This is a genomic window from Actinophytocola sp. (assembly GCF_036555685.1).
Taxonomy (GTDB): Bacteria; Actinomycetota; Actinomycetes; order Mycobacteriales; family Pseudonocardiaceae; genus Actinophytocola.
Map to the genome: position 1 here is coordinate 134108 of NZ_DATBKY010000264.1, position 25270 is coordinate 159377.

Annotated in this window: 15 protein-coding genes; all 15 read right to left on the minus strand. The window is 73.5% G+C overall.

Annotation, left to right across the window (positions count from 1 at the left end; all coding sequences use genetic code 11):
• Positions 1–28 precede the first annotated feature (28 nt).
• Complete coding sequence (locus tag VH969_RS27015; RefSeq protein ID WP_331979162.1) at positions 29–1234, minus strand: aminotransferase class V-fold PLP-dependent enzyme; 1206 nt, start codon at positions 1232–1234, stop codon at positions 29–31.
• Entirely contained in the window at positions 1231–2511 is a 1281-nt protein-coding gene (locus VH969_RS27020) for a phenylacetate--CoA ligase family protein (protein ID WP_331979164.1), read from the minus strand. The genes VH969_RS27015 and VH969_RS27020 overlap by 4 nt, the downstream gene beginning before the upstream one ends.
• Positions 2508–7886 (minus strand): type I polyketide synthase, encoded by a 5379-nt coding sequence (locus tag VH969_RS27025; RefSeq protein ID WP_331979166.1) that lies wholly within the window; start codon positions 7884–7886, stop codon positions 2508–2510. The genes VH969_RS27020 and VH969_RS27025 overlap by 4 nt, the downstream gene beginning before the upstream one ends.
• Complete coding sequence (locus tag VH969_RS27030; protein WP_331979168.1) at positions 7883–10954, minus strand: thioesterase domain-containing protein; 3072 nt, start codon at positions 10952–10954, stop codon at positions 7883–7885. The genes VH969_RS27025 and VH969_RS27030 overlap by 4 nt, the downstream gene beginning before the upstream one ends.
• A complete protein-coding gene (locus tag VH969_RS27035) occupies positions 10947–13286 on the minus strand; it encodes a lantibiotic dehydratase (RefSeq protein ID WP_331979171.1) in 2340 nt (779 codons plus the stop codon). The genes VH969_RS27030 and VH969_RS27035 overlap by 8 nt, the downstream gene beginning before the upstream one ends.
• Positions 13283–14671 (minus strand): beta-ketoacyl [acyl carrier protein] synthase domain-containing protein, encoded by a 1389-nt coding sequence (locus tag VH969_RS27040; protein ID WP_331979173.1) that lies wholly within the window; start codon positions 14669–14671, stop codon positions 13283–13285. The genes VH969_RS27035 and VH969_RS27040 overlap by 4 nt, the downstream gene beginning before the upstream one ends.
• Entirely contained in the window at positions 14668–16542 is a 1875-nt protein-coding gene (locus tag VH969_RS27045; RefSeq protein ID WP_331979175.1) for a non-ribosomal peptide synthetase, read from the minus strand. The genes VH969_RS27040 and VH969_RS27045 overlap by 4 nt, the downstream gene beginning before the upstream one ends.
• A gap of 20 nt (positions 16543–16562) precedes the next feature.
• Complete coding sequence (locus tag VH969_RS27050) at positions 16563–17978, minus strand: DUF6002 family protein (RefSeq protein ID WP_331979177.1); 1416 nt, start codon at positions 17976–17978, stop codon at positions 16563–16565.
• Between the two features lie 23 nt (positions 17979–18001).
• The gene (locus VH969_RS27055) at positions 18002–19081 is read right to left on the minus strand and encodes a hypothetical protein (RefSeq protein WP_331979179.1); all 1080 of its coding nucleotides are present in this window, start codon (positions 19079–19081) and stop codon (positions 18002–18004) included.
• Between the two features lie 266 nt (positions 19082–19347).
• Complete coding sequence (locus VH969_RS27060) at positions 19348–19935, minus strand: DUF742 domain-containing protein (protein WP_331979181.1); 588 nt, start codon at positions 19933–19935, stop codon at positions 19348–19350.
• Positions 19936–19960: 25 nt separating this feature from the next.
• On the minus strand, positions 19961–21493 hold the full coding sequence (locus VH969_RS27065; RefSeq protein ID WP_331979183.1) for an NCS2 family permease: 1533 nt from the start codon (positions 21491–21493) through the stop codon (positions 19961–19963).
• Between the two features lie 300 nt (positions 21494–21793).
• Positions 21794–22996, minus strand: coding sequence for a L,D-transpeptidase (locus tag VH969_RS27070; RefSeq protein WP_331979185.1), 1203 nt, complete (start codon positions 22994–22996; stop codon positions 21794–21796).
• A 113-nt stretch (positions 22997–23109) separates the two neighbouring features.
• A complete protein-coding gene (locus tag VH969_RS27075) occupies positions 23110–24198 on the minus strand; it encodes an MAB_1171c family putative transporter (RefSeq protein WP_331979187.1) in 1089 nt (362 codons plus the stop codon).
• Positions 24191–24679, minus strand: a complete 489-nt coding sequence (locus tag VH969_RS27080) for a hypothetical protein (RefSeq protein WP_331979191.1) — start codon at positions 24677–24679, stop codon at positions 24191–24193. Before VH969_RS27080 ends, VH969_RS27075 begins: the two co-directional genes overlap by 8 nt.
• Positions 24676–25104: a helix-turn-helix domain-containing protein gene (locus VH969_RS27085; protein ID WP_331979193.1), complete on the minus strand. Its 429-nt coding sequence runs from the start codon at positions 25102–25104 to the stop codon at positions 24676–24678. The genes VH969_RS27080 and VH969_RS27085 overlap by 4 nt, the downstream gene beginning before the upstream one ends.
• Positions 25105–25270: the final 166 nt, after the last annotated feature.

Consider the following 25270-nt stretch of genomic DNA (forward strand, 5'->3'; position numbering starts at 1 on the left):
AAATGCCCGCGTACCGAATTTCGCGGCGTCAGGCACCGGCCAGGAACGGGTGGAGTTCGTCGAGGGCGTCGAACGCGCGGCGCACGTCGTCGGCGGTGTTGTAGACGTACGCGGACAACCGCAGCACCGCCCCGCCCGCGAGGCCGTCGACCAGCGGCTGGGCACACAGGTGGCCGCTGCGGCACATCACGCCGTAGCTGTCCGACAGGGCCCGGGCGAGCTCGGTCAGGTCGTCGACGCCCCGCACGGCGGCCGAGAGCGTCGCGCTGCGCTCGCCCGGACCCGGCTCGAGCACGGTGAGGTAATCGCGCTTGCCGGCCTCGGTGTACAGCAGGTCGGCGAGCCACCTGTCGTGCTCGGCGACCGCGGTCATGCCGAGCGCCGCGAGGTAGTCGACCGCGGCACGCAGGCCGTACGCGCCGGCGATGTGCGGCGTGCCGGCCTCGAACCGGTGCGGCGCGCGGCGGAGCACCCAGCTCTCGTCGTCGACCCAGTCCACCACGCCGCCGCCGAGCGCCGGCGGCCGCAGCCGGCCCGCGAGCTCCGGGGTCATCGCCAGCACGCCGATCCCCGTGGGGCCGAGCATCTTGTGTCCGGAGAACGCGATCGCGTCGGCGTGCAGCTCCGCCAGCCGCACCCGCCGGTGCGGCACCGACTGCGCCGCGTCGACGACGGTGAGCGCGCCGTTCTCGCGGGCGAGCGCGGCCATCTCCGCGACCGGGGCGTGCCGTCCGGTCACGTTCGAGCAGTGGGTGATCGCCACCAGGGCCGGGCGCCGGGCAAGCTGGCCGGCGTACGCGTCGAGGTCGATCGTGCCGTCGGCGTGCACCGGCAGCCACTCCACCCGGGCCCGCTCGCGCAGCGGGAGCTGCAGCGAGTGGTGGGCGTCCCGCGACACCAGGACGAGGTCGTCCGGGGCGAGATCCAGGCCGGCGGCGAGGATGTTCAGCCCGTGCGTGGTGTTGGTGGTGAACACGACGTCGGCGGCCCGCACGCCGAGGAACGCCGCCACGCGCATGCGGGCTGCCTCGTACGCGTCGGACGCCTCCTCGGAGAGCATGTGCTTGCCGCGGTGGATGTTCGCGCTCACCTCGGTGTAGTAACGGGTCACCGCGTCGATCACGGGCCGCGGCTTGAGCGAGGTGGCCGCACTGTCCAAATAGGTCACCCGCACGCCGTCGACCTCGCGGTCCAGCACGGGGAAGTCCGCGCGGACGTCCGCACGCATGGTCATGGCGCCTCCCGGACGCAACCGAACAACTTTCCCGAACGCTCCGACTCGATGTGGCCCACCGCCGTGGCGGTGACCTCGCGGCCGGTCCGCGCCGCGATCGCGGCGGCCAGCTCCGTCGCGGGCCCGGCGTGGTCGACGCCCGGCACCGGGATGTACCGGAACTGCAGCGGGCCGCCATCGGCGTGGGTGAGCTTGTAGAACGTGAGCCATTCGGCAGGCCCGAGGAGGTCGTCGAGCACGCGTGGCGTCAGCACTACCTCGCCGTCCGCGACGAGGTAGTCGCGGCACCGTCCATGGTGGACGGCACGGGGAAACCGGTGCCCGCACGGGCAGTCGCCGGCGACGAGCACGTAGCCGTCGCCGGTGCGGTAGCGGATGTGCGGGCTGAGCTGGTCGCCGATGCTGGTCACGTACAGCTCCGCGAGCTCGCCCGGCTCGGCCGGCCGGTCGGTGCCGTGGGCAAGCAGCTCGAGGTAGAAGCTGTCGGTGTTGAGGTGCAGGCCGCCTTCGGGGCAGGTCATGCCGAGCCAGCCCAGCTCGGACATCGAGGCGACCTCCACGACGACCGTGGCCGCGGGCAGGTGCGCGCGGATCCGCCGCAACGCCGCGCCGGTGGCGAGGTTGTAGGCCAGCACGACCCCGCCGGCGGGCGGGACCGGCAGGCCGCGGCCGGCCATCGCATCGAGCAGGAACGCGAGGTGTGCCGGGTCCGCATAGATCCACTGTGGAGCGTGGGTTTGCAGCTCCCGGGCCGCTTGCGCCACCATCTCCGGCGGGGTGGCGAGCAGGTCGTGTGCGACCGGCAGCACCAGCGTGCCGTCCTCCAGCGTGCGGCTTTCCATGGTCGTGAACGGGGTCGCGCACTCGACGTCCGAGCAGGCAGGCGGGGCGTAGCGGCAGACCCGCTGCGGGCGCGCGCCGGCGAACACCCGCAGCATGTCCCGGTTGACCGACGTCGTCCGCATCTGCCGCTGCGCCAGGGTGAACGTGTGTGCCAGCGTCACCAGCCGCTCGCCCGTGGTGCCGGAACTGCGGCTGCGGAACACGAAGTCGTCGGCCATCGAGCTGCCGCGCACGAGCACGCCCGCGGGGAAGTGCCGGCGGTAGTCCGCCTTGCTCGTCGCCGGCACGCGGCGGAAGTCGGCCGGGCTCCGGACGTCCGACGGCCGCAGCCCGGCCGCGTCGAGGTGCCGGCCGTAGAACGGCACCGCCTCGTACGCCTTCGCGAGCTCGTCCACCGCACCGGCGAAGGACTGGGAGATGTGCGCCTCGGTCATGCCGGGTCCCGGCGGGCGAGGCGGCGGATCGACGGCGCGGCCTCCGGCTGCGCCGACGAGCCGTCGCGCATCGAGGTGATCGTGGCTGCCATCTCCGCGACCGTCGGCGTCTCGAAGATCGCCCGCATCGGCAGCCGGACCCCGGTCGCCTCGCGGATCTGCGCGATCAGCTGCACGGCCACGAGCGAGTTGCCGCCGAGGTCGAAGAAGTCGCTGTCGGCGTGCACCGCGGTCACGCCGAGCACCGACGACCAGATCTCGGCGACCATCGCCTCGGTCGGGTTCGCGCCCGGGTCGACCGCGGCGGGCGTGGCCGGCGACTCGTCCGGCGCCGGACCGCCGCCGAGCGCCTGCCGCGCGTCGCGGGTGACCTGCTCGACCACCCACGCGAGCGACCGCGGCGTGATCACCACGTGCCCGCCGATGTCGGCCTTGAGGCTGCGCAGGAACGCGTCGACGCCCTCGGCGGGCGCGAGCCAGCGCTGGCCGGCGTCGCTCGGTGCGGCCGGCACCCCGCGTGCCGCCGGCCGCACCGAGTCCATGCGGCGCAACATGAAGTCCGTGACCGACACGAGCTCGGTGCCGTCGTCGGCGTGCACGGTGAAGCTGTCGGTCCGGATGTCCGCGGTGGGATCGGCGGATCCGAGCGTGCGGTGCACCCACACCCGCGCGGGCAGCCGGCCGTGCGCGACCAGCCGCCCGTAGCCCATCGGCAACGCGCCGCCGCCCCCGCCGTCGAACACGAACGTCGCCTGGTCGAGCACGGCGGGGGAGAAGCCCCAGCCCGGCAGGTCGCCTCGCTGGTCCGCCGGCACTTCCAGCAGCGTGAGCTGCTCGCCGGCCGAGCGCCACACTTCGCGGACCGTGTGCCAGTGCGCGCCGTAACCGACGAGCGCGCCCGGTGGCTGGTGGCTGCCGGCCACGAGGTCGGGCCGCGCGGTACACCGGGCCCGGACGGCGTCCAGCTCGAGCGTCCCGCGCGGCACGGCGGGCCAGGCGACCGTCGCGCGACAGTAGGTCGTGCCGTCGCCGGCCAGCGTGGCCTGCGCGGCGCCGTCCGTGCGCGGGCCGATCGTGACGCGGAGGTCGGCGGACGTGCCGTCGGGGACCTCGAAGGGCTCGAGGAACAGCACGTCGGTGAGCTCGACCGGGCCGTCCGCGACGGTCGCGGCCGTGGCCCGGACGGCCTCGAGTTGCGCGGTGCCGGGCAGCACGGGCACGCCGTCGATGCGGTGCTCGTCGAGGGCCCAGTGCGTGGCCGCGGCGAGCGTGCCGTGGCCGGTCACGGTGCCGTCCTCGCCCCGGCGGATCTCCGTGACCAGCGGGTGCGCGAGCGGCTCCGCGGGTCCGCTCGCGCCGTCGCCGGGCTTGGCGCCGGGCTCGAGCATGTCCGCGAGCATGCCGACCTCGAGCCAGCCCGCCCAGCCGAGCGAGCGCACCGGCGCGCGCCAGCCGGGCGCGCACGCGTGCGCGTCGAGGTAGGCGTTCGCGGCGCAGTAGTCGGTCTCGGCGAGGCCGCCCGCGGTGCCGGTGACCGAGGAGAACAGCGACACGAAGTCGAGCTCGTCCGCGCCGAACACCGCGCGCAGCGCCACGGCGCCGGCGACCTTCGGCGCGAGCACGGCCCGCATGTCGGCGATGTCCCGGGTCTCGACCAGGCCGCCGCCCGCGATCCCCGCCGCGTGGACGATGCCGTCCAGCCGGCCGAACCGGCCGAGCAGCTCGGCGCGCAGGCTCCGCAGCCCGTCCACATCGGACACGTCGACGGCGGCGGGAAGGACCTCGGCGCCGGCCGACTCCATCCGCCGCACGGCCCGGATGGCCCGGCCGGTGCGGTCGCGGGTGCCGTGCGAGCGCACGTACTCGTCCCACTCCGCGCGCGGTGGCAGGCCGGATCGCGAGGTCAGCACGAGCTTCGCGCCGGTGTGCGCGACGCTCTCCCCGAGCACGAGGCCCAGCCCACCCAGGCCGCCGGTGATCAGGTAGACGCCGCCGTCCCGCAGGACATCCGGGCCGGCTTCGGGCAGCGCCACCTGGTCGAAGCCGACGGTCCACACCCGACGGTCCCGGACGGCGAGCAGCGCGTCGCCGGCGGGCCGGCCGAGCGCGCCGACCAGCTCGGCCGGCCCGGTGGCCGCGGTGCAGTCCACGTGCCGCAGCCGCATGCCCGGCACGTCGAACGGCGCCGAGCGGACCACGCCGGCCACCGTCGCGTGCTCCGGCCGGAGCAGGTCGTCGCCGGCCACGTGCTGGGTCGCCGCGGTGACCACGTCGATGTCGGCCGTGCGGCCGGCGCCGGCGAGCGCCTGCACCAGCCGCACCACGCTGAAGAGCCCGACCTGCTGCGCGGCCCACGTGGCGGCCACGTCGTCGCCGGCCGGCTCGCCCGCGAGCGACCATGCGTGCACGAACCGGCCGGGCACCTCGCCGAGGTCGGCCAGCAGCGCCGCGTAGTCCGCCGGCTCGTCCGGCCGGATCGTGTACCCGGCCGCCGTGCGGCCGTACTCCTCGCCCGGCACGACCTCGGTGACCGCGCAGCCGTACGCCCGCAGCAGCCCGGCCGTGGCCGAACCCAGGTCGTCCGCGGCGAACAGCACGCACGAGGCGGGCAGCTCGGGTGTCGCGGACGGGGGCAGCTGGCGCCAGCTCGGCACGGCGAACCGGCGCGCCGGCGGCAGCCGGTCCTCGCCCGCCCGCGGAGCTGCTTGCGCGAGAAGCTCGGCCTGGTCGGCGTCCACCCAGTGCCGCTTGCGCTGGTAGGCGTAGCCGGGCAGCGACACCCGCCGCCCCCCGGACGGCATCTCGACGGGCACGCCGTGGGTCCACAGCTTCCCGGCCGCCGTGTACAGCGTCTCGGTGTCGCCCAGCTTGTCGGCCGGGCCGGGCAGGCTCGGCACCGCCGGCAGGCCGCCGCCGCGCGTCTGCATCCGCACGAGGCCGGCGAGCTGACGCCCCGGCCCGCACTCGACGAACAGCGACGGGCCGGTGGCGAGCTGCGCCGCGACGGACGCGCCGAAGCGGACCGTCTCGCGCAGCTGCCTGGCCCAGTAGCCGGGGTCGGTCGCCTGCACGGCGGTGATCGGCTCACCGGACACGGTGGACAGGAACGGGAGCGCCGGCGCGCGCCGCGGCACGGCGGCGACCGCGTCGGCGAACTCGGGCAGGATCGGGTCCATCATCGGCGAGTGGAAGGCGTGGGAGGTGCGCAGCCGCTTCGCGCTCACTTTCCTGCCGAGCCCGCCGGTGAACTCCGCCAGCAGGTCTTCGGGCCCGGCGACCACGCACGTGCCGGGGCCGTTCACGGTCGCGATCGACAGGCCCTCGGGCAGCTGCGGCGCGATCTCCGCCTCGTCGCGGGAGATCGCGGCCATCGCGCCAGGTGGCAGCGAGCCCATCAGCCGGCCGCGCGCCGCCACCAGCCGCAGCGCGTCGGGCAGCTCGAACACCCCGGCGAGCGTGGCCGCGACGTACTCGCCGACCGAGTGGCCGATCATGCCGTCCGGCCGGACCCGCCACGACTCCCACAGCCGCGCGAGCGCGTACTCCAGCGTGAACAGCGCCGGCTGGGTCAGCTCCGTCCGGGCCAGCCGCGCGTCCGCCTCCGCACCTGTGGCGAACATCAGCGTGCGGAGGTCTTCCCCGAGCTCGCCGCGCAGCACGGCCGCGCACTCGTCGACGGCGGCGGCGAACACGGGCTCGCGCTCGTACAGCCGCGCGCCCATCCCGCCGTACTGCGCGCCCTGCCCGGTGAACAGGAAGACGACGGCCGGCGGCGTGTCCGGGATCGTCAGCTCGTTGCGGCGCTTGGCTTCCCGCAGCGCGGCCGCGGCCTCGCCGGCGCTCGACGCGACGACGAACCCGCGGTGGGCGCGCTCGGCGCGGCCGACCCGCAGCGTGTGCGCGACATCGGCGAGCCGCAGGTCCGGCTGCGCGGCGAGGTGCTCGGCGAGCCGCTCCGCTCCCGCGGCGAGCGCGGTCGCGTCGCGCGCGGACACCCGCAGCAGCTCGGGTCCGGGGGAGGCGCCGAGATCGCGGAGTTCGCCGGGGGCGGGCGCCTCCTCGAGGATCACGTGCGCGTTGGTGCCGCCGATACCGAACGAGCTGACCGCCGCCCGGCGCGGACCGGTGTCCGGCTCCCACTTGGACAGCGTGGCGTTGACGTAGAACGGGCTCGCGGCGAAGTCGATCGCCGGGTTGGGGCTGTCGTAGTTCAGGCTCGGCGGGATGAGCCCGTGCTCCATGGCGAGCGCGGTCTTGATCACGCCGACGACGCCGGCGCCCTGGCTGAGGTGACCGACGTTCGACTTGACCGAGCCGACCCCGCACCACCCGCGGTCCTCGGTGCCGCGCGCGTAGACGCGGGTCAGCGCGGCCATCTCGATCGGGTCGCCGAGCGGGGTCGCGGTGCCGTGCGCCTCCACGTAGCTGATCGTGCGCGGGTCGACGTCGGCCTGCGCCAGCGCGTTGGCGATCACCGCGGCCTGCCCGTCGACGCTGGGCGCGGTGAACCCGACCTTGCCGGCGCCGTCGTTGTTGATCGCGTTGCCGAGGATGACCGCGCTCACCCGGTCGCCGTCCCGCTGCGCGTCCGCGAGCCGCTTGAGCAGCACCGCGCCGCCGCCCGAGCCCCACATCGTGCCGGTCGCGGCCGCGTCGAACGAGCGCACGTGGCCGTCGGCCGACGCCACGCCGCCCTCGTGGTGGACGTGGCCGCGGTCCTGCGGGAACTCGATGCTCACGCCGCCGGCGAGCGCCATGTCGCACTCGCCCGCCCGCAGTGCCTCGGCGGCCATGTGCACGGTGACGAGCGACGTGGAGCACGCCGTGAACACGCCGACGCTGGGCCCGCGCAGGTTCAGCTTGTACGACACCAGCGTCGTCACGTTGTCCGACAGGTTGCCGATGCCCACGGCCATCGACGGCGTCGTGGCGAGCAGCCCGCGGTTGCGGTGCACGTGCTCCCAGCGGTAGCGCTCGGTGCCGCGGCCGGCGTAGACGCCGATGTCGCCGGCGTACCGGGCGGGGTCGTAGCCGGCGTCCTCGAGCGCGCTGTGGCACAGCTCCAGGAACACGCGGTGCTGCGGGTCGGTGACGTCGGCCTCGCGCGGGGTCATGCCGAAGAGGCCCGCGTCGAACATGTCGGTGTCCTCGAGCACGAAGCCCGCCGGCACGAGGCCGGGATCGTCCAGTTCGGACTCCGTGGCCCCGGCCGCGGCCATCCGTTCGCGGCTGAACCGCGTCAGCGACTCGACGCCGCCGACCAGGTTCTGCCAGAACTGCGCCACGTCGGCCGCGCCGGGGACCCGCGCGGCCATCCCGATGATCGCGATCCGCTCGACCGCGCCGAAGTCGTCTGGCTCGGGTAGCTCGGTCACTGGGGGCCTCCCTGATGAGATGAGCGGGCCGGGGTCCGCGGGTCGCGAACATGCAGCCGCAGCTCGGAGTAGTAGCGGCGACCATGGGCGTCGGGCACCCACGCCTGTCCGGGCGTGGGCAGGAGCTCGGTGAGCGTGACCGGCACGTCCGGGCCGTGCTCGGTGCGGGCGGTGCGCAGCATCGTGCAGAACGCGGAGATCGACACCGGGCTGGTGAGGTCCACATAGCACGGCTTGATCTCGGTGCCGACCTTGGCGAACACCCGGTCCGGCAGGCCGAGCTCGCGGCGCAGCCGCCGCGCGGTCAGGTAGCGGTCGGCGTAGCGGTCCACGTCGGCGAGGCCGGTGGCGCCGATCGTCGTGCGCCACGTCTCCCTGGCCACGACGAGCCGGTCGATGGTGACCCGCGGGGTGTGCCCGGTGGCGCCGACGAGCTTGTAGGCGTCGGCGGCGAACGTGCCGAGGAACTCGCCGAACAGCTCCACGAGCGACCAGCTCCGGCCGTCCCCGTCCCGGGCGACCAGCTCGCCATCCACATCGGACACCGTCAGCGCGCTGACGGACACGACCTGCTCGCGGTCCCACACCGGGGCCGGCGCGTGGCCGACGCGGTGGTCGCCGGGGCCGAGGAGCATGTCGGCCAGCCGCGCGGTCAGCGTCGGGAAGTCGGTGGGGTACAAGGGAACCGTGCGGCGGCCGAGGTCGCGGTGGGCCGCGGCGACGAGCGCGGCGGGATCCGGGTGGAACTGGACGAAGAAGCCCGACGTGCACGTCAGCCACGCGGCGTGCAGCTCGCCGAGCACGGCCGTGAACTCGCCGCGCGCGAGCTCGTCCAGGCTCGCCGCGCACAGGTTGAGGTCGGGGCTGTGCAGCCGCCCGGCCGACCAGCCCGGCCGCTGCGCCGCGAACGCCTCCGCCGCCGGGGCCGCGAGGTCGGCCGCCGCCAGATCCACGCGCGTGGTGCCCGGTGGCAGGTCGTCGAGGCCGAGCAGCCCCGCCCAGCGGCGCACGAACTCGGCCATCACCGCGTCGACCGGCCGCTCGCCGACGCCGTACACGAGTCCGTTGGCGAGGAACCAGAACTCGCCGAGCGGCACGTCCGCGCGGCCCAGCTCGGCGGCCAGCTCGCTGTACAGCTTGCGGAACGCCTCCCGGTACGCGGCCACGATCGCCCCGGTGAGCCAGCGGGCGGCACGCAGGAGGATGTCGAGCGGGGCGGCGAGCGCGGCCAGCACCGGCTCGCCGACGACGAGGTCGAGGTCCCGCTCGGTGTCCTCGTAGCACAGGGCGCGGCCCGCGTACGTCTCGCCGGCGCGGTGGCGCGGTTCGAGCCCGGTCACCGCGGCGAACTCCGCGTCCAGCTGCTGGATCGCCGCGCGGACGGCACCCGCGTCGCCCGCCGCACCGGCCACCGCGTCGCGTGCCTTGCCGAGGCGCTCGAGGTCCGCGTCGATACGGTGCCGCACGACCTCGTCGCCGATCCCGGCGACCCAGGAGCGCAGGTGGGCCTCCGCGGTCAGGTCGTACGGCAGGTCCAGCCGCCACCGCAGCAGGCCCTGGCCGGCGAGACGCTCGGCGAGCAGGTAGACGTCGTTCTCCTTGCGCAGCCCCGAGTCCGGATCCGCGACCGCCAGCCGAGCGACCTCGTTGGCGGGCCGGCCGTCGCACAGCGCGAGCACCGCCGCGTCGGCCCGCGGCAGCCGTAGCGGCGGGTGGCCCGGGCGCGCCAGCACGCCGTCGCGCAGCTCGTGGTGCGGCTGGCGGTGCAGCGGGAACCATTGGCGGACAACGGGATCGTCAGCGTAGTGGTCGGCGAACGCGGTCAGCGCCCACCACTCGAAGTGCACCACCCGCCTGCGCACCAGGTCCGGGCCCGCCGCGCCGCGCACCGCCTCCGGGCCGCCGGTCACCGACACCCAGCAGACCGGCCCGAAGAACCCGATGCTGTCGTTCTTCCCGCAGTAGCGCGACCAGTACCGGGCGACGATCTTCTCCCGCTCCCGGCGCTTGCTCGTGCTCGGCCCGCCCGGGTCGGCCGCGGCCAGCTTGTCCAGCGCCGTCATCGCGCCGGGGTTCTGCCAGGCGACCGCCTCGCGGAACGCGGGGTCGGCCGCGACTCCGGCGAGCCGCGCACCAACCGCACGGGCGGCGTCGTCGAACGCGGCCAGGAACTCCTCCCGGCCGGCCGCGCCGTCGAGGTGCGCGTCCGCCACGGTCGCGCACTCCGGGACGGCGAGCAGATCCAGCCCGTCGGCGGGGAATCCGGCGGAACGCAGCATGCCCGACGACCAGACCTCCCACTCGGTGCCGGGCAGCGGCACGAGCCCGACGCCCGGGGGCTCGAGGGCCGCGGCGAGGTCGGTCGCGACCAGCTCGGTGACCTGCGGCGCGGCCGACTGGAAGAAGAAGTGGTCGCCGGCCAGCACGTGCGTGCGGCACGACGCGGTCGTGTGCCGCGCCCACTCGCCGGCCAGCTCCGGGCGGGTCACCTCGTCGCGCTCGCCGGCCAGCACGACGAGCGGGACGTCCAGCGGCGGCTCGTCGATGAGGACGTAGTCGTGGTACCACGTGAGGTCGTACCGGATCACCGGCAGCATGAGCGCGACCAGCTCGGGGTGCGTGAGCACCTCCGGCGGCACGCCGCCCATGTCCCGGATCGCCGCGATCAGCTCGTCGTCCGGCGCGAGCGCGACGGCGGACAGCGGGTCGCGCTGGTGCGGCGGCCGGCACGCGCCGAGGTAGAGGCGCACGGGCAGCTGTGCGCCGCGGCGGCGCAGCTCGCGGGTCACCTCGAACGCGATCCGCCCGCCGAGGCTGTGCCCGTAGAAGGCGAACGGCCGGTCGGCCGCGGCGCGCACGGCGTCGGCGATGGCCGCGATGTCGATCGACGGCACCTCGGTGATCCGCCGCTCCCGCCCGGAAAGGGCGAGCACCCGGACCTCCACCGTGGACGGGAACAGCCGGGGCCACGTCCGGTACGCGGTCGGCCCGCCGCCGGCCGGGGGGAGGCAGAACAGGATCGCGGCCGCGCCGGGGCGCGGCACCGGGACGACGAACTCGTCAGCCATCGGCCGCGCCACCCCGGTCGTACATGTGCAGCCGCAGCTCCGAGCAGTACCGCCGGCCCTCGGAGTCCGTCAGCCAGGCCTGGTCCGGCGTCGGCAGCATCTCGGTCACCACGACGCTCGTGTCGTCGCCGCCCGTGCGCCGGGCCGAGCGCAGCAGCGTGCAGAGGATGCGGGTGAACACCGGGCTCGTGAGGTCGACGAAGCACGGTTTGATCTCCGTGCCGACCCGGACGAAGACCCGCTGCGGCAGGCCGAGCGCGCGGCCCCACCGGCGCACGGCGAGGTAGCGGTCCCGCTCGCCGGAGACGTCCGCGAGCCCGGTCTCCGCGACCGTGCAGCGCCACGTCCGCCGGACGAGCACCAGTCCGTCGACGCTGATCCGCGGCGTGTGCCCGTCGGTGCCGGCGAGCTTCCACGTGTCGAACGCGTGCGTGCCGACGAAGTCGGCGAACATCTCCATCAGCGGCCACTGCCGGCCGTCGGGCGCGCGCGCCACGAGCTCGCCGTCGGTGTCGATGTCGGTGTCGTCGTCCGTGGTGACGGTCAGCGCGGTGATCGGCAGCAGCCGGTCCGGGTCGGCGCCGGGCGCGGGCGTGAAGCCGAGCTGCACGTCGTCGGCGCCGTACATCCAGTCGGCGTTGCGCGCGCACTGCCGCGGCCAGTCCGCCGGCACCAGCGGGTGCGCGCGGCTGAACGGGACGTCGGCGCGCATCGCGGCGAGCAGCCGGGCCTCGTCGTCGTGGCCAACGCGGAAGAAGTCGGTGTCCAGGGCGGGCATGCCCATGTGCACCTCGCCGAGCACGACCGTGAACTCGCCGCGGGCCAGCGCGTCCGCGCTCGGCGCGCACAGGTGCACGTCCGGTGACTGCAGCCGCGAGGTCGCCCAGCCGGGGGCGACCGCGTCGAACTCCTTGCGGACGGCCGCGGTCAGCTCGCCGCTGGTGAGCTCGAGCCGCTCGGTGCCCGGCGCGATCTCGTCCAGCCCGAGCACCTTCGTCCAGCGCCGGCCGAACTCCTCGACCACCGCGTCGGCCGGCCGGTCGGTGCCGAAGAACAGGCCCAGGCCCAGGTACCACAGCTGGGCGAACGGCACCTCCGCCGTGCCGAGCTCCGCCGACAGCTCCGTGTAGAGGCGGGTCAGCTCGGCGCGGTAGGTGTCCGACAGCGTGCTCGTCAGCCACCGGGTGGAGCGCAGCAGCGGGTCCAGCGGCGCGAGGGCCGCCAGCACCTCGCGGCCGAACGTGAACCGCGCGTCGCGGGTGGTCTCCAGGTGGCACAGCGTCCGGCCGGCGTAGGTCTCGCCGTCTCGGTGGTGGGTGTCGAGCCCGGTGATCGCGGTGAACTCCGCCTCCATGGCGGTCATGGCCGCGGCCACCGCGTCGGGCCCCTCGGCGGCGGCGAGCGCGTCCTTCGTCGCCCGGAACCGCGAGAGGATCTCCTGCGCTCGCTCCCGCGCCGGCTCGTCGCCGATCGCCGCCACCTGGTCGGCGAGCGCGGACTCCGCGGCCAGGTTCATCGGCAGCACGAACTCCCACCGCACGATCTCCTGCTGCACGTACTGGTCGAGCGTCGCGTACACGTCGGCCTCGCGGCGCGCGTCCGCGTCGGCCACGCACGCGAGCGCCACGTCCCGCGCGGTGGCCCGGCCGTCGCATCTGGACAGTACGGCGGCCTGCGCCGCGGACAGCTCGGTGGGCGGCCGGTTCGGGGTGGCGAGCCGGCGACCGTCCACCCACAGGTGCGGCTGCAGCGTGACGCGCAGCCATGGGCGCACGGCCGGGTCGGCCGCGATGCGCTCGGCCACCGCAACGAGTGCCCACCATTCGAAGAACACCCGCCGCACGCGGGTCAGGCCGGCCCCGTGGCCGCCGCTCACCAGCGGCGCGTCCGCGTCGACGGTGACCCAGCACATCGGACCGAAGAAGCCGATCGTGTCGTTCTTGCCGCTGTAGCGCTGGGCGTACTTCGCGACGACCTCCTCGCGACGGCGCCTGCGCTCGTTCCGCCGCGCCGCCGGCCCGTCGCGCACCACGCCGGCCGGGCCGTTGAGCGCGTTGGGGTTCTGCCACACGATCGCCTCGCGGAAGCGCGGGTCGGCCGAGATGTCGTAGACCGCCTGGCCCAGCTCGGCGGTGGCCCGGTCGAACGCCGCGGCGTACGCGTCCGCGTCCGCCTCCCCGTCGAGGTACGCGTCGGCCACCGCCGCGCACGCGGGCGCGGCGAAGCTCTCCAGCACGTCCACCGGGAAGCCGGCCGAGCGCAGCAGCCCGTCGCGCCACACCCGCCACTCGGTTCCGGGCAGCTCGGTCAGGTGCGGTGCGTCGTCGCTCATGGGCGCTCCTCCGGTCGGCGTGCGGGGTCGATCCAGTGCCGCCGACGACGGAACCGGGGGAGCGGCCGGCGGGGCCGCTCGCCCTGCCCGGGGACGTGCTCGACGATCACGTGGGCGTTGGTGCCGCCCAGGCCGAACGAGCTCACCCCGGCCCGGCGCACCGCATGCCCGGCCGGCCACTTGGCGAGCTCGGTGTTGACGTAGAACGGCCCGCCGGTCAGGTCGATCTCGGGGTTGGGCTCGGTGAAGTGCAGCAGCGGCGGGATGAGGCCCTCGCGGACCGCGCAGACCGCTTTGACCAGGCCCACCACGCCGGCGGCCGCGTCGAGGTTGCCGATGTTGGTCTTCGCCGAGCCGAGCGCGCAGAAGCCGGTCGCCCGCGTGCGGAAGGCGCGGGCGAGCGCGGCGGCCTCGAGGGCGTCGCCGACGGCCGTCCCGCTGCCGTGCGCCTCGACCAGCCCGATCGACTCCGGCTCGATCCCGGCGCCGGCCAGGGCCTCGACCACCACCGCGGCCTGGCCGTCGCGGCCCGGCGCGGTGAAGCCGGCGCGGCGGGCGCCGTCGTTGTTGACCGCCCAGCTCCGCAGCACGGCGTCCACGTGGTCGCCGTCCTCGACCGCGTCGGCCAGGCGCTTGAGCACCACCGCGCCCGCCCCGTTGCCGAACACCATGCCGTTCGCGGCCGCGTCGAACGCGCGGCAGACGCCGTCGGGCGACAGCGAACCGCCCGGCCGGTACCGGTAGCCGGCTTGGTCGGTGGCGATGACCGCGGCCCCGCCGGCGAGCGCGACGTCGCAGCGGAAGTCGAGCAGGTTCTGCGCCGCCTCGCAGACCGCGACGAGCGAGGACGAGCACGCGGTCTGCACCGCCACGGCGGGACCCGTGAGCCCGAGCTTGTAGGCCACCCGGGCCGGCATGAAGTCCGGCGTGCTGCCCGGGATCGCGTCCTCCCACTGCGCGCGGGGCAGGTGGTCGAGCACGTGGAACAGGAAGTACCGGCTGGCCGCCGCGCCCGCGAACACGCCGACCGTGCCGTCCGACGCGGCCGGGTCGTGGCCCGCGTCGGCGAGCGCGGTGGCGGCCACCTCGAGAAACAGCCGGTGCTGCGGGTCGACGCGGGCAGCCTCCTCGTCGGTGTAGTGGAAGTACTCGGCGTCGAAGTCGGCCAGCCCGTCGAGACGGCCGTATACCGGCACGTAGTACGAATCGGCCGCAGCCGCATCGTCCACACCGGACTCGCGGAGCCCGGTGCCGCGGTGCACGGAGTCGACCCCGTCGAGCTGGTTGCGCCAGAACGTCGCCACGTCCGCCGCTCCGGGCACCCGGCAGGCCATGCCGACGACCGCGATGGCGTCCTCGAGCTCGTCGTCCACGGTGGCGGTCACCGTCCCGCCCGCCGGGCCCGCGCCTGCCGCCGGCGCGCGGACCGCTCGGCAGCGTCGGCCACGGTCGTGTCGTCGTCCACACCGGACAGATACGCGGCCAGCCCGCCGACGGTGGGATATGCGAACAGCTCCGACATCGGGATGCGGCGGCCGAGCGTGCCCTCGAGGTCCTCGTGCACCAGCGCCATCAGCAGCGAGTGGCCGCCGAGGTCGAAGAAGTTGTCGTCGCGACCCACGGCCGGCAGGCCCAGCACCGTGCACCAGGCGTTCGCGATCACCGCCGCCACGCCGTCGAGCTCGCCGCCGGTCGTCGTCGGCGGCGGTGGTGCCGGGGCCGGCAAGGCGCGCTCGTCGAGCTTGCCGGTGACGGTCAGCGGTAGCTCCGCGAGCGCCACGACCGCACGCGGCACCATGTACTCCGGCAGCCGCTCGCCGAGTGCCGCCTTGACATCGGCCTCGTCGAACCCGCCGTCCCGCGGCACGACATATCCGACGAGCTCGGTCTCGCCCCGGCCCGCGTCCGCGCGCCGCGCGACGACCGCCGCCTGCGCCACGGAAGGCAGGTCGGCCAGGCAGGTCTCGATCTCGCCCAGCTCGACCCGGAAGCCGCGCACCTTCACCTGCCGGTCGGCCCGGCCGAGAAACGTCAGCGTGCCGTCGGGGGAGCGGCGCGCGAGGTCGCCGGTGCGGTAGGTCCGCTCGCCGCGCAGCGTGCCGAACCGGGCGGCGGACAGCTCGGCCCGGCCGTGGTAGCCGAGGGCGACGTGCCTGCTGCGCGCGACGATCTCGCCCTCAGCGGCACTCTCGTTCCCGTCGCCGTCGAGCAGCACGACCTCGATGCCCGCCAGCGGCCGGCCGATCGGCACGACGCCGTCCCCGACCGGCGCGCCGGGCGGGAGGTGGTGCTGGGCGATGAAGCTGACCTCGGTGGCGCCGTACCCGTTGACGAACACGCAGCCGGATCCCATGTGGCTTCGGCACAGCCGCACGTCACGGGCGGTCACGTCCTCGCCGCCGAGCACGACGACCCGCACGCGCTCGAGCCTGCGCTCGCCGAGGCTCGCCACGAGGTACCGGTACACGGTCGGCGTCGAGTGGTAGATCGTCACGCCGCGCTCGCCGAGCGCGCCGGCGAGGTGGGCGAGCCCCCGGGCGCGGATGTCGATCGGTGCGGCGGCCGCGCCGGACAGCAGCGCGGCGAACGTGTCGGTCACCGCCATGTCGAAGCCGAACGACGTGAGCACGCTCGTCCGGTCGGCAGGCGTGATGCCGAACGAACGGATGTGGTTGCGCGCGCCGAACACGACGTTGCGGTGGCTCTGTCGCACGCCCTTCGGTGTCCCCGTGGAACCGGATGTGTAGAGCAGGTAGGCGGTGTCGTCCGGGCCGGCCGCGCCCGCCAGATCCGCGAGGTCCACAGTGGACACTTCGGTGAGTGCCGGGTCGACGTCGACCGGTGCCGGTCCCGCCTCGCCCGCGACGGACCGGGCGAGCTCGGCGTTGTCCGCGTCGGTCAGCAGTGCGGTGGCGCCGGAGTCCGCGAGCTGGAAGGCCAGCCTGCGGACCGGGAACGTGGGGTCGAGCGGCACGTAGGGCCGGCCGGCCGCCAGGGCGCCCAGCATCGTGCTGATCATGGTGACGCCGTGCCGGCACAGGAGCGCGACCGGCCCGCCGCCCTCCCGCAGGAGCGAGGCGACGGCGCCGGCATTCGCGGCGAGCTCGCGGTAGGTCACCACGCCGTCGTCGGCGAGGACCGCGGGGTCGTCCGGGACGGCCGCGACCTGGGCCGCGAAGCCCGCGGTGATCGTCTCGGCGAGAGCGGGGCCGGCGTCGGCGGGTTCGGCTGGGGAGTTCTGCTGAATCGTGGTCATGTCGCGCGCGCGTTCGTTCCTCAGCCGAGCACCGCCGCCGCGACGTCGGCCGCGGACTCGACGGTGGATGTCGTGGTCAGGTCCAGCGGCTGGTAGTCGGTCGTCGCGTACCAGCCGGAGCCGTGTACCACGACGTCCGCGCCGGGCTCGACCAGCCCGCGGTCGATCGCGTTGCACACGCCGGTCATGGCCATCACCAGCGACCACTCCCGCAGTGTCCGGAAGTCCGCCGGCAGCCCGCGCTCGTGGTCGGCAAGCCGCGCGCGGATGGCCGGGTACCGCTCGAGGCACTCGTGCAGCGACACCACGATCCCGTCGCCGCCGAACCGGCCGATGATGTCGTTCATCTCGGTCGTGGTGACCGGCCGGCGGGTGTAGAAGGTCGGGTCCAGCACCTCGTCTGGGTCGTGGATCGTCGCGGGGAAGTGCGGTTCGGGGGCGTCGGCGTCCTGGTGGTACAGGCCGGTCACCGGATCGCGCCGGTAGCCGGGCAGCTTGTCCCGGTCGAAGCAGCCGTACCGCAACGAGAGGACCATGTCCGAGGTCGCCATGTGCTGGACCAGCAGGCTCGCCGGCCGCGACGCCGCGCTCGCCTGGCCGCCGCTCTCGAGCACCGCGCGGCCGCGGTGGTAGCCGAGCAGGCCGAACGCGCTGGAGACGGCGTGCGCGTGCAAGCGCGGGCGGTCCGCCGCGTCGGTGGGGTCGGCGTCCTGCTCGAAGTAGGCGCGCGCCGTGTCGGCCACGAGGTAGTTGGTCAGCTCGAGGGAGAACCACAGGTTGGTGCCGCGTCGCTTCAGCTCCGCGGCGTGCGTGTCGACGAACTCGCGGCCGATGCGCTTGACGGCCTCGGGCTCGGCACCCGGGTAGAGCAGCAGCGGGTTCAGCTCGCGCAGCCCCGGGTCGGTCGACAGGCGGCTCGCGCGCAGCTTGTCCCGGCAGGACCAGGGCGCGAGGATCACCACCCGCAGCTGGTCCGGGTCCACCAGCTTCGCCTCGATCGCGCGCAGGACGGCGTCGCGCAGCGCCGTGCCCTTGTTCGCGGACGTGGGGGAGAAGATCGTCACGGGCTCGCCGGTGCGGCGGATGTACTCGACCGCGCGGGCCACGATCAGCAGCGAGGGGAACGTCTTCGTCGTGTGCGTGCCGGGGTTGCCGGCCAGGTCGAGCAGGGACAGCCGGTGCCCGGCGTACTCGCCGAGCGAGCGCCAGCCGACGGTCGCCGCGGAGTAGTACTCGCGCACCGCGTCGGTGAGCTCCGGCAGCGCGAACCCGGGCGAGAACCTTGCCGGGTCACCGGTCACCGGGGCGGGGTCGGCCACGCACGCGGCGACCGAGCGAGGCATCAGGTCCAGGTAGTCGGTCAGCAGGTTGCCGGACGTCGTCGGGGTCGCCTCGATCGTCGCGGTGCCACCGGCTGCCGGCGGGTCTGAGATCATCAGTGTCCCTTCATTGGCCCTGTTCAGGCGGTCTGCGCTGGGTCGGTGGGTTCGGTGCGGAGCTCGGCGCGAAGGGCCAGCAGGTCCCGGCAGACGCCGGACAGCTCGGCCGCGCCGAAGCTGTGGCGGCCGGCCATCGCCGGCGGCAGCGCGGCCACGGCGGCCGGTTCGAAGTGGACCTTGCCGTCCTCGACGCGCACGCCGTCGCGGCGTGCGGCGGCGGCGTTGAACGCGATCGCCTCGGCCTCGGTGACGCCCGCCGGCAACCGCAGCGACACCCGGCCGGCGGCGAGCCGGACGGGGTAGCCGCCGGGCAGGCCGTTCGGCCCGGGCACGTGGGTGTCGGTGTCCGCGCCGGTGAGCAGGGCGGAGAGGACGAGCGCGGCGGTGAGGCCGGTGACGCGGTTGAGCAGGGCGCGGTCGGTGGCGCGCTGTGTCGCGAGCAGGGCGGTGACGTCGGGTAGCGGCGTGTCGTCGAGCCACGCCCGCGCCTCGTTCGCCGCCTCGTGGGGGGCGTGCAGGTGGGCGTGGTGGGCGAGCAGGTGTAACCGGCGCTGGTCGGGCAGGCCGAGCGCGGCCTGCAGGGAGGCGGCCAGCGTGCCGGCGTTGCCGACGCCGCAGAGAACGGGGATGCCGAGCGCGGCGAGCACCGGGTTGACCGCGTCGGGGAAGCAGGCGTTGACCAGCCACGCGCCGGGACGGTGTGCCTCGGTCAGCCGGCCGACGCGGGCGGCGATGTCCGCGTGCAGCGGCAGTGCCAGGCCGAACCCGGCGCGGGCCAGCAGGTCGGTCCACGCGGACGGCGTGGCCGACCGTTCCCACGGCGACTGATGTGACGCGCAGACGTAGACGCCGGCGGGCCGGGTCTCGGCGAGGATGCCGGCGAGGTGGTCGTCGGTGCCGGCGACGGCCGGCTGGAAGGTGACGCGGGTGCCGTCGAGTGCGGCCCGGGTGCCGGACAGGTAGCAGACCCCGTCCGCCTTGCCGCGGGTACGGCCGACCACGACCACGTCGAGGGGTTCGGGGGAGACGGTGGCGAGAGCGTCGCACGTCGCGTGTGCCAGTGACCCGGTACCGATGACGACGAGGGACGCTCCGGTCATAAGCGGGTGTCCTCGACCTCGCTGAACCGGTTACTCACGTCCGCATCCCTCCAACCCGCGCGGTGGAGGATTCTTACATGTTCGGCCCTTTGAACAGAAGTATTGTTACAGCGATCGGGTGAGTTATTTACTCCAACGAGAAACCGCGCGCCGAACCGTCCGTAGTGGAGGTTGTCACGCAGCGTCCACGACCGGAATTCCAGTTCGGACAGATCCCGGACATTGCGGCGTTTCCGGATAATCCGGCGCGGCGTCGTCCGTGGTGCTCAGAGGTGGCGCAGGCCGTTGCGGACCCGCTCCATGAGGTCCATCGACGGCGAGTCCGTCGGCGCGTCGTTCGAACACTGCACCAGCAGGCCGAGATGGAGCATGTCGGCGATGATCACGCGCGCGCTGCCGATCGGCAGCCTGGTGTAGGCGGCGATCTCGGCCACCGACCGCGGCTCGGCGGACAGCGTGTGCACCTGCTTGTGCTCGGGCGAGAGGCGGGTGCGCTCGGTGTCGATCGGCACGCCGATCACGAGCGCCTCCATCGCGAGGTCGGCGTCGGCGTGGGTGCGGCCGCCGGTGCGCACGTACGGGCGGAGCAGCATGCTCTCGTCGATGACCGTGCCGATCTCGGCGACGTAGGCTGCCACGGACTCGGCCGTGGAGGGGGTGAGCTGGGTCGGGACGATGAGGGAGTCCTCTTTCTCGACCTCGGTGACGATCTGAATCGGTTGAGTGATCTCTTCCGGCTCCAGCACGTCATCGTGGTCCAGACGCTCCTCCTCCGCCGGTGGTTGCTGCTGGGCTTCCGCAGCATCGTCCGGCTCGCCGTCCGATCGCGAGCCGTACATGCCGAACAGATCCACAGGCGCCCACTCTGGCCGACCTCTGTCAGCCTCCGATTCCGAACAATTCCCTCAAAGGATGCACCGCGAAGTAGAGAAGGAACAAGAAGGACACGACCCAGAGCAGCGCGTGGATCTCCCGCGCCCGTCCCTGGAACGTCCGCAGGACGACGTAGCTGATCAGGCCGGTGCCGACGCCCACCGAGATCGAGTAGGTGAACGGCATCAGCACGGCGGTCAGCAGTGCGGGGACCACGATCGCCACGTCGGTGAAGTTGATCCGCCGGATCTGCGAGACCATCGCCAGGCCGACCACCACCAGCGCCGGGGTCGCCGCCTCGAACGGGATGATCGTCACCAGCGGCGTGCTGAACATCGCGACGAGGAACAGCCCGCCGGTGACGAGGCTCGCGATTCCCGTTCGCGCGCCCTCTCCGATACCCGCGGACGACTCGATGTAGGCCGTGTTCGACGAGCTGGACGCCAGGCCGCCGGCCGTCGCGGCGAGCGAGTCGACGAACAGGACGCGGCCGACCCCGGGGATGTGCCCCTGCTTGTCCATCAGGCCGGCCTGGCTGCTCAGGCCGACCACGGTGCCCATCGTGTCGAAGAAGTCCGACAGCAGCAGCGCGAACACGATCATCGTCGCGGCGAGCACGCCGATCCGGGTGAAGCCGCCGACCACGTCGAAGTTCCCGAGCAGCTGCAGGTCGGGGAATGCGAACCAGTCCGTCGGCACCGTCGGCACGTTGAGGCGCCAGCCGGTCGGTGACGGCTGCCCGTCGACGATCGAGGGCCCCGGGTGGAAAACCGCTTCGAGAATGATCGCGAGAATGGTCGAGCTGATGATTCCGATGATGATCGCGCCGCGCACCCGGCGCATCACCAGGATCGTGGTGACCGTGAGGCCGAAGATGAACACCATCGTCGGCCAGCCCTGAAGTTCACCGCCGATTCCGAATGTCACCGGCACAGTTGTTCCCGCGGCGTCGGGAATGCGCCGCACGATGCCGGAGTCGACAAGTCCGATGAACGCGATGAAAAGACCGATGCCGACACTGATCGCGGTTTTGAGATCACCGGGAATGGCGTGCAGCACCGCGGTTCGAACCTTGGTCAGCACCAGCAGGATGACCAGCACGCCCTCGACGACGACGAGACCCATCGCCTCGGGCCACGACATCTGGCTCGCCACGCCGACGGCGAGGAAGGAGTTGAACCCGAGGCCGACGGCGAGCGCGAACGGATACCGTCCGATGAGGCCCATGAGGATGGTGAGGACACCCGCGGTGAGCGCCGTGACGCCGGCGACCGCGATCGTGCTCTCGCCGACGTCGTCACCACCCACGATCAGCGAGTCGTTCGCATCGACGACCGTGCCGATGATGAGCGGGTTGAGCACCACGATGTAGGACATCGCGAAGAAGGTCGCGAAGCCGCCGCGAACCTCGCGCCCGACTGTGGAGCCGCGTTCGGTGAGCCGGAAAAACGCGTCAACGGAACCGACCGGACGTCGCTGCCGATACGTCTCCGGCCTGTAGTCCTGCTGGGTATTCTGTTGTAGACGATCGGTGCTCATCGATGCCGGCTCCTTGAGGGCCCGTGGCAGCGGGGTCGGCCTCAGACACGCGTGCCTACCAGGCGGACGTCGTGCGCAGCAAAGACTAACCAACTCCACTCTTATGTCAAGATCAACCGGGAACTGTTTGCACCCGCGTACAGACAGCGACTTGGAAAACGTTTACCGTGACCGCAGACTGGAATTATTCAAGTTCCAGAATCATGCGCATATACGACCCCGGGCCATTTGAGAATTAATCCGCCGGTACTGCCGATCGGCCTAACCCGATCGGCAGGGGCAATGCGGGGAACGGGGCAGTCAGTTGAGCGCGCTGCCCTCGAGCCACGTGGCCCAGGGGATGTTCCAGTCGCCGAAGCCGTCGGTGGGGTCCAGGCGGGTGCCGGTGCCCTTGATCGTGACGACGTCGCCGTAGCCGAAGTGTTCGTAGAACCACTTGCCGGCGGTGGGGCTGAGGTTGATGCAACCGTGCGAGACGTTTCGGTGCCCCTGGTCGGCGACCGACCACGGCGCCGAGTGGACGAAGATGCCGCTGTTCGAGATGCGCACGGCGAGCGGGATCTTCTCGTCGTAGCCGAGCGACGCGTTCGACGGCAGGCCGTAGGAACTCGAGTTCATCCGCTTGACCTTGTACTTCTCCTGCGCCACATAGGTTCCGCTCGGCGTGACGAACGAGATCTTCTTGCCGTCCTTGCCGGTGGTCGAGCCCGGGCGGCCCATGCTCACCGGGAACGTCTGCACGGCCTTGCCGTTCACGGTGACGACCATCTTGTGGGCCTTGTCGTCGATGGTGGCGATCTTGGCCGGCCCGATCGTCAGCTTCAGCGAGCGGTCGGTCTCGCCGTACATCCCCCCGCCGAGGTTCACCCCGTAGATGCTGGCGTCGACGGTGACCTTGGTGCCCGGCTTCCAGTAGGACTTCGGCCGGTAGTGCAGGGTCCGGTCGTCCCACCAGTACCAGCCGCCCTCCTGGGCGGGGGTGGCGGTCACCTTCAGCGCGCGCTCCGCGGCCGCGCGGTCGGCCGGCGCCTTGTCGAAGATCACCGCGACGGGCTGGCCGATGCCGACGGTGGCCGGCTTGCCCGGTGGCGGGAAGAAGGAGGGGAACACGGTCTGGTCCGGCGCCACGGTCGTGAACGACGCCTCGGACGTGGACTTGCCGCCCTTCCCGCTGGCCGCCGCCTTGATCGTGTACTTCTTGTCGTAGCCGAGCGGCTCCGCCGACCGCCAGGTGGTCTTGTCCTCGGACAGGCTGCCCTTGATCTCCTTGCCGTCCGGGTTCGTGACGGTCACGGAGTCGAGCGCGCCGTCGGACACGCGCACCTCGACCGGGTCGACGGGCGACACCTTCTCGGTCGCGTCGGCGGGCTTCAGCACGATCTTCGGCTGGTGCTCCTGGCCCTTCTGGGGCACCGGCGAGCCCTCGTCGGCCGAGGTGCACGCGCCGAGCGCCATCGCGACGGCGAGACAGCACGCCAGTAGTGAACTCCTCCGCCTGCTCATGACTCTCACACCCCGACTCGACCGACGACCCGCCCCACACTCTAGAGACCACGCGCCGCCCGGGGCGGGGGCGGAGGGCGGAATGCTCCGCGTGCCGGTACCGGGGTACCCACTCAGCCGAGGTTCTTGCGGTACGCGCGGGCGACCTCACTCAGGAACGCCGTGTCGCTGTCGAGATCGCCACCGCCCGTGACCGGCACCGCGGTCTCCGAAGGTGGGCCGCCCTCCGCGCGCACCCGGAGCGCCGCGGCGACCGCGGCGGCCTCGACGGTGGCCTCCAGCCGGCGCCCGCGCATGCCCGCCCTGGTCGCGTGCCGGCGCGCGGCGGCGGCGACGTCGTGCTCGCGGTAGGGGTGCAGCGCCAGCAGACCGTCGCGGATCTCGATCACCCGGCGGTACAGCCGCAGCCGGAGCCCACGGACCCGCAGCACGTCCGGGCCGGCGGGCGGATCGAGGGCGATCGCGGGTTCGGCCTGGTAGAGCGCGCGCCACAGCGGGCCGAGCCGCTGGTAGTGGCCGTAGCGGCGGGCCCAGCCGACGATCGCCGGCAGCGTCGCGCCGACGAGCACGAGGACGTGCGCCGCGGCCGGCAGCACCTTGCTGATCACGAACGTGTCACCCGCGGGGTAGGCGAAGCCGAACCGCGCGGCCGCGGTGAGCACCACCTTGTTGACCAGGTACAGCAGCGCGAGGGCGGCGCCGGCGACGACCAGGCGCATACCGATCCGCAGGGCGGGCGCGGCCGCGGCGCGGGCGTAGCGCAGCCCGAGCCGGATCACGTTGCCGAAGGCCGGGGCCTGGCCCAGCAGGTAGACGACGCAGTACTCGAGCACGCCCGGCTCGTCGGGGTAGAGGCCGGGCGCGAGGGCGAACAGCACGCACATGACGGCGAACGCGCCACCGACCCACCAGGCGTGCCACCGCGCGCCGCGGGCGAGGCCGTTCATGCTGGCGAGGAACTCCTGGGCCGCCCACGCGGCGAACAGCATGCCGCCGTGGCCGATGGGCCGGGCCAGGTGCCCGATGCCCGACAGGTTCCCGACGAACGCGTAGACGGGCGGTGTCAGCGCGGTCAGCGAGACGGCCAGGCCGAGCAGCACCCACCGCACGCACCGGCGGGCGCGGTCGTCCCCGGGCCGGCGGGAGAGGAACAACGCCCAGGCCAGGGCGGGTGGCCCGTACCGGTACAGGAGCTCACCCATCGCCGTCGTCCGCCAGCGCGGCGTGCAGGCGGCCGGTGAGCGTGCCGTGGCCGGACGACCGGGCCTGCTCGCGGATCATCGACGCGAGCAGCTCCGCCTCGCGCTCCTCCTCGCTGGTGTAGCCGGCCCGGCCGAGCACGCGCTGCACCATCTCCGGGTCGAGGTCGGGCAGGAGCTCGTGCGCCCCGAGCGCCGCCGCACCGCGGTTGTGGTCGCAGAGCAGGTGGCCCAGCTCGTGCAGGATGATGTGCTCCTGGTGCGGCGGCGTGGTGACCTGCTCGTAGCAGATGAGGTCCGTGGCCGCGGTGGCCACCCACAGGCCGCATACCCCGGTCAGCCCGTCCATCGGCACGAGCCGGATCGGCCGGCCGCGGCGCGCGGCGACCGTCTCGCAGAGAGTGCGCGCGTCGAACGGGACCGGCATCGGCAGGTCCCGGACGATCGCGGCGCATCGCTTGCGGAGCTGCCGGTCACCTTTCACCGGCTGTCGTCCGTCGGCAGACCTTCCAGCTCGCGCACGCGGTCGACCATCTCCGCGATCGTCTCCAGGCTCTTCGCGGACAGCCCGCTGGCGCGCAGCGCGATCTGGCGGACGGGCGCGTCGCGCAGGGCGGCGAGCAGCGCCAGCTCGGCGTCGATGCGCTCGGCCGCGGCGTCGTCGAAGAAGTACGCCGGCGGGACGCCGAAGAAGTCGGCCAGTGCCTCGAGGTGCCGCTTGGTCGGGTTGTCGCGCTTGCCCTTGCGCAGCTGCCAGAGGTAGGTGGCGGAGATCGTGGGGCCGCCCTTGGCGCGGACGCCCTCGGCGACGTCCTCGAAGGAGTACTCGCCACCGCCCCGCGGCCGTACCGTGCGGAAGAGGTGATCCACCTTCGCGGCGAGATCCCGCTTGGCGGTGTCCCCGGGCATGGCCGACAGCATACTGATCGTCGCAGCTCAGGTGGACGTCGCCGCGTGCTCCCAGCTACGTGAGTTGACGCTGCGTTTCAGGTCGGTTTATGCTCCAGCGCGCCTCATGAGCTGAGGTGAATCGAGGCCGCCCCGTGGGGGGGGGGGGGGGGGGGGGGGGGGGGGG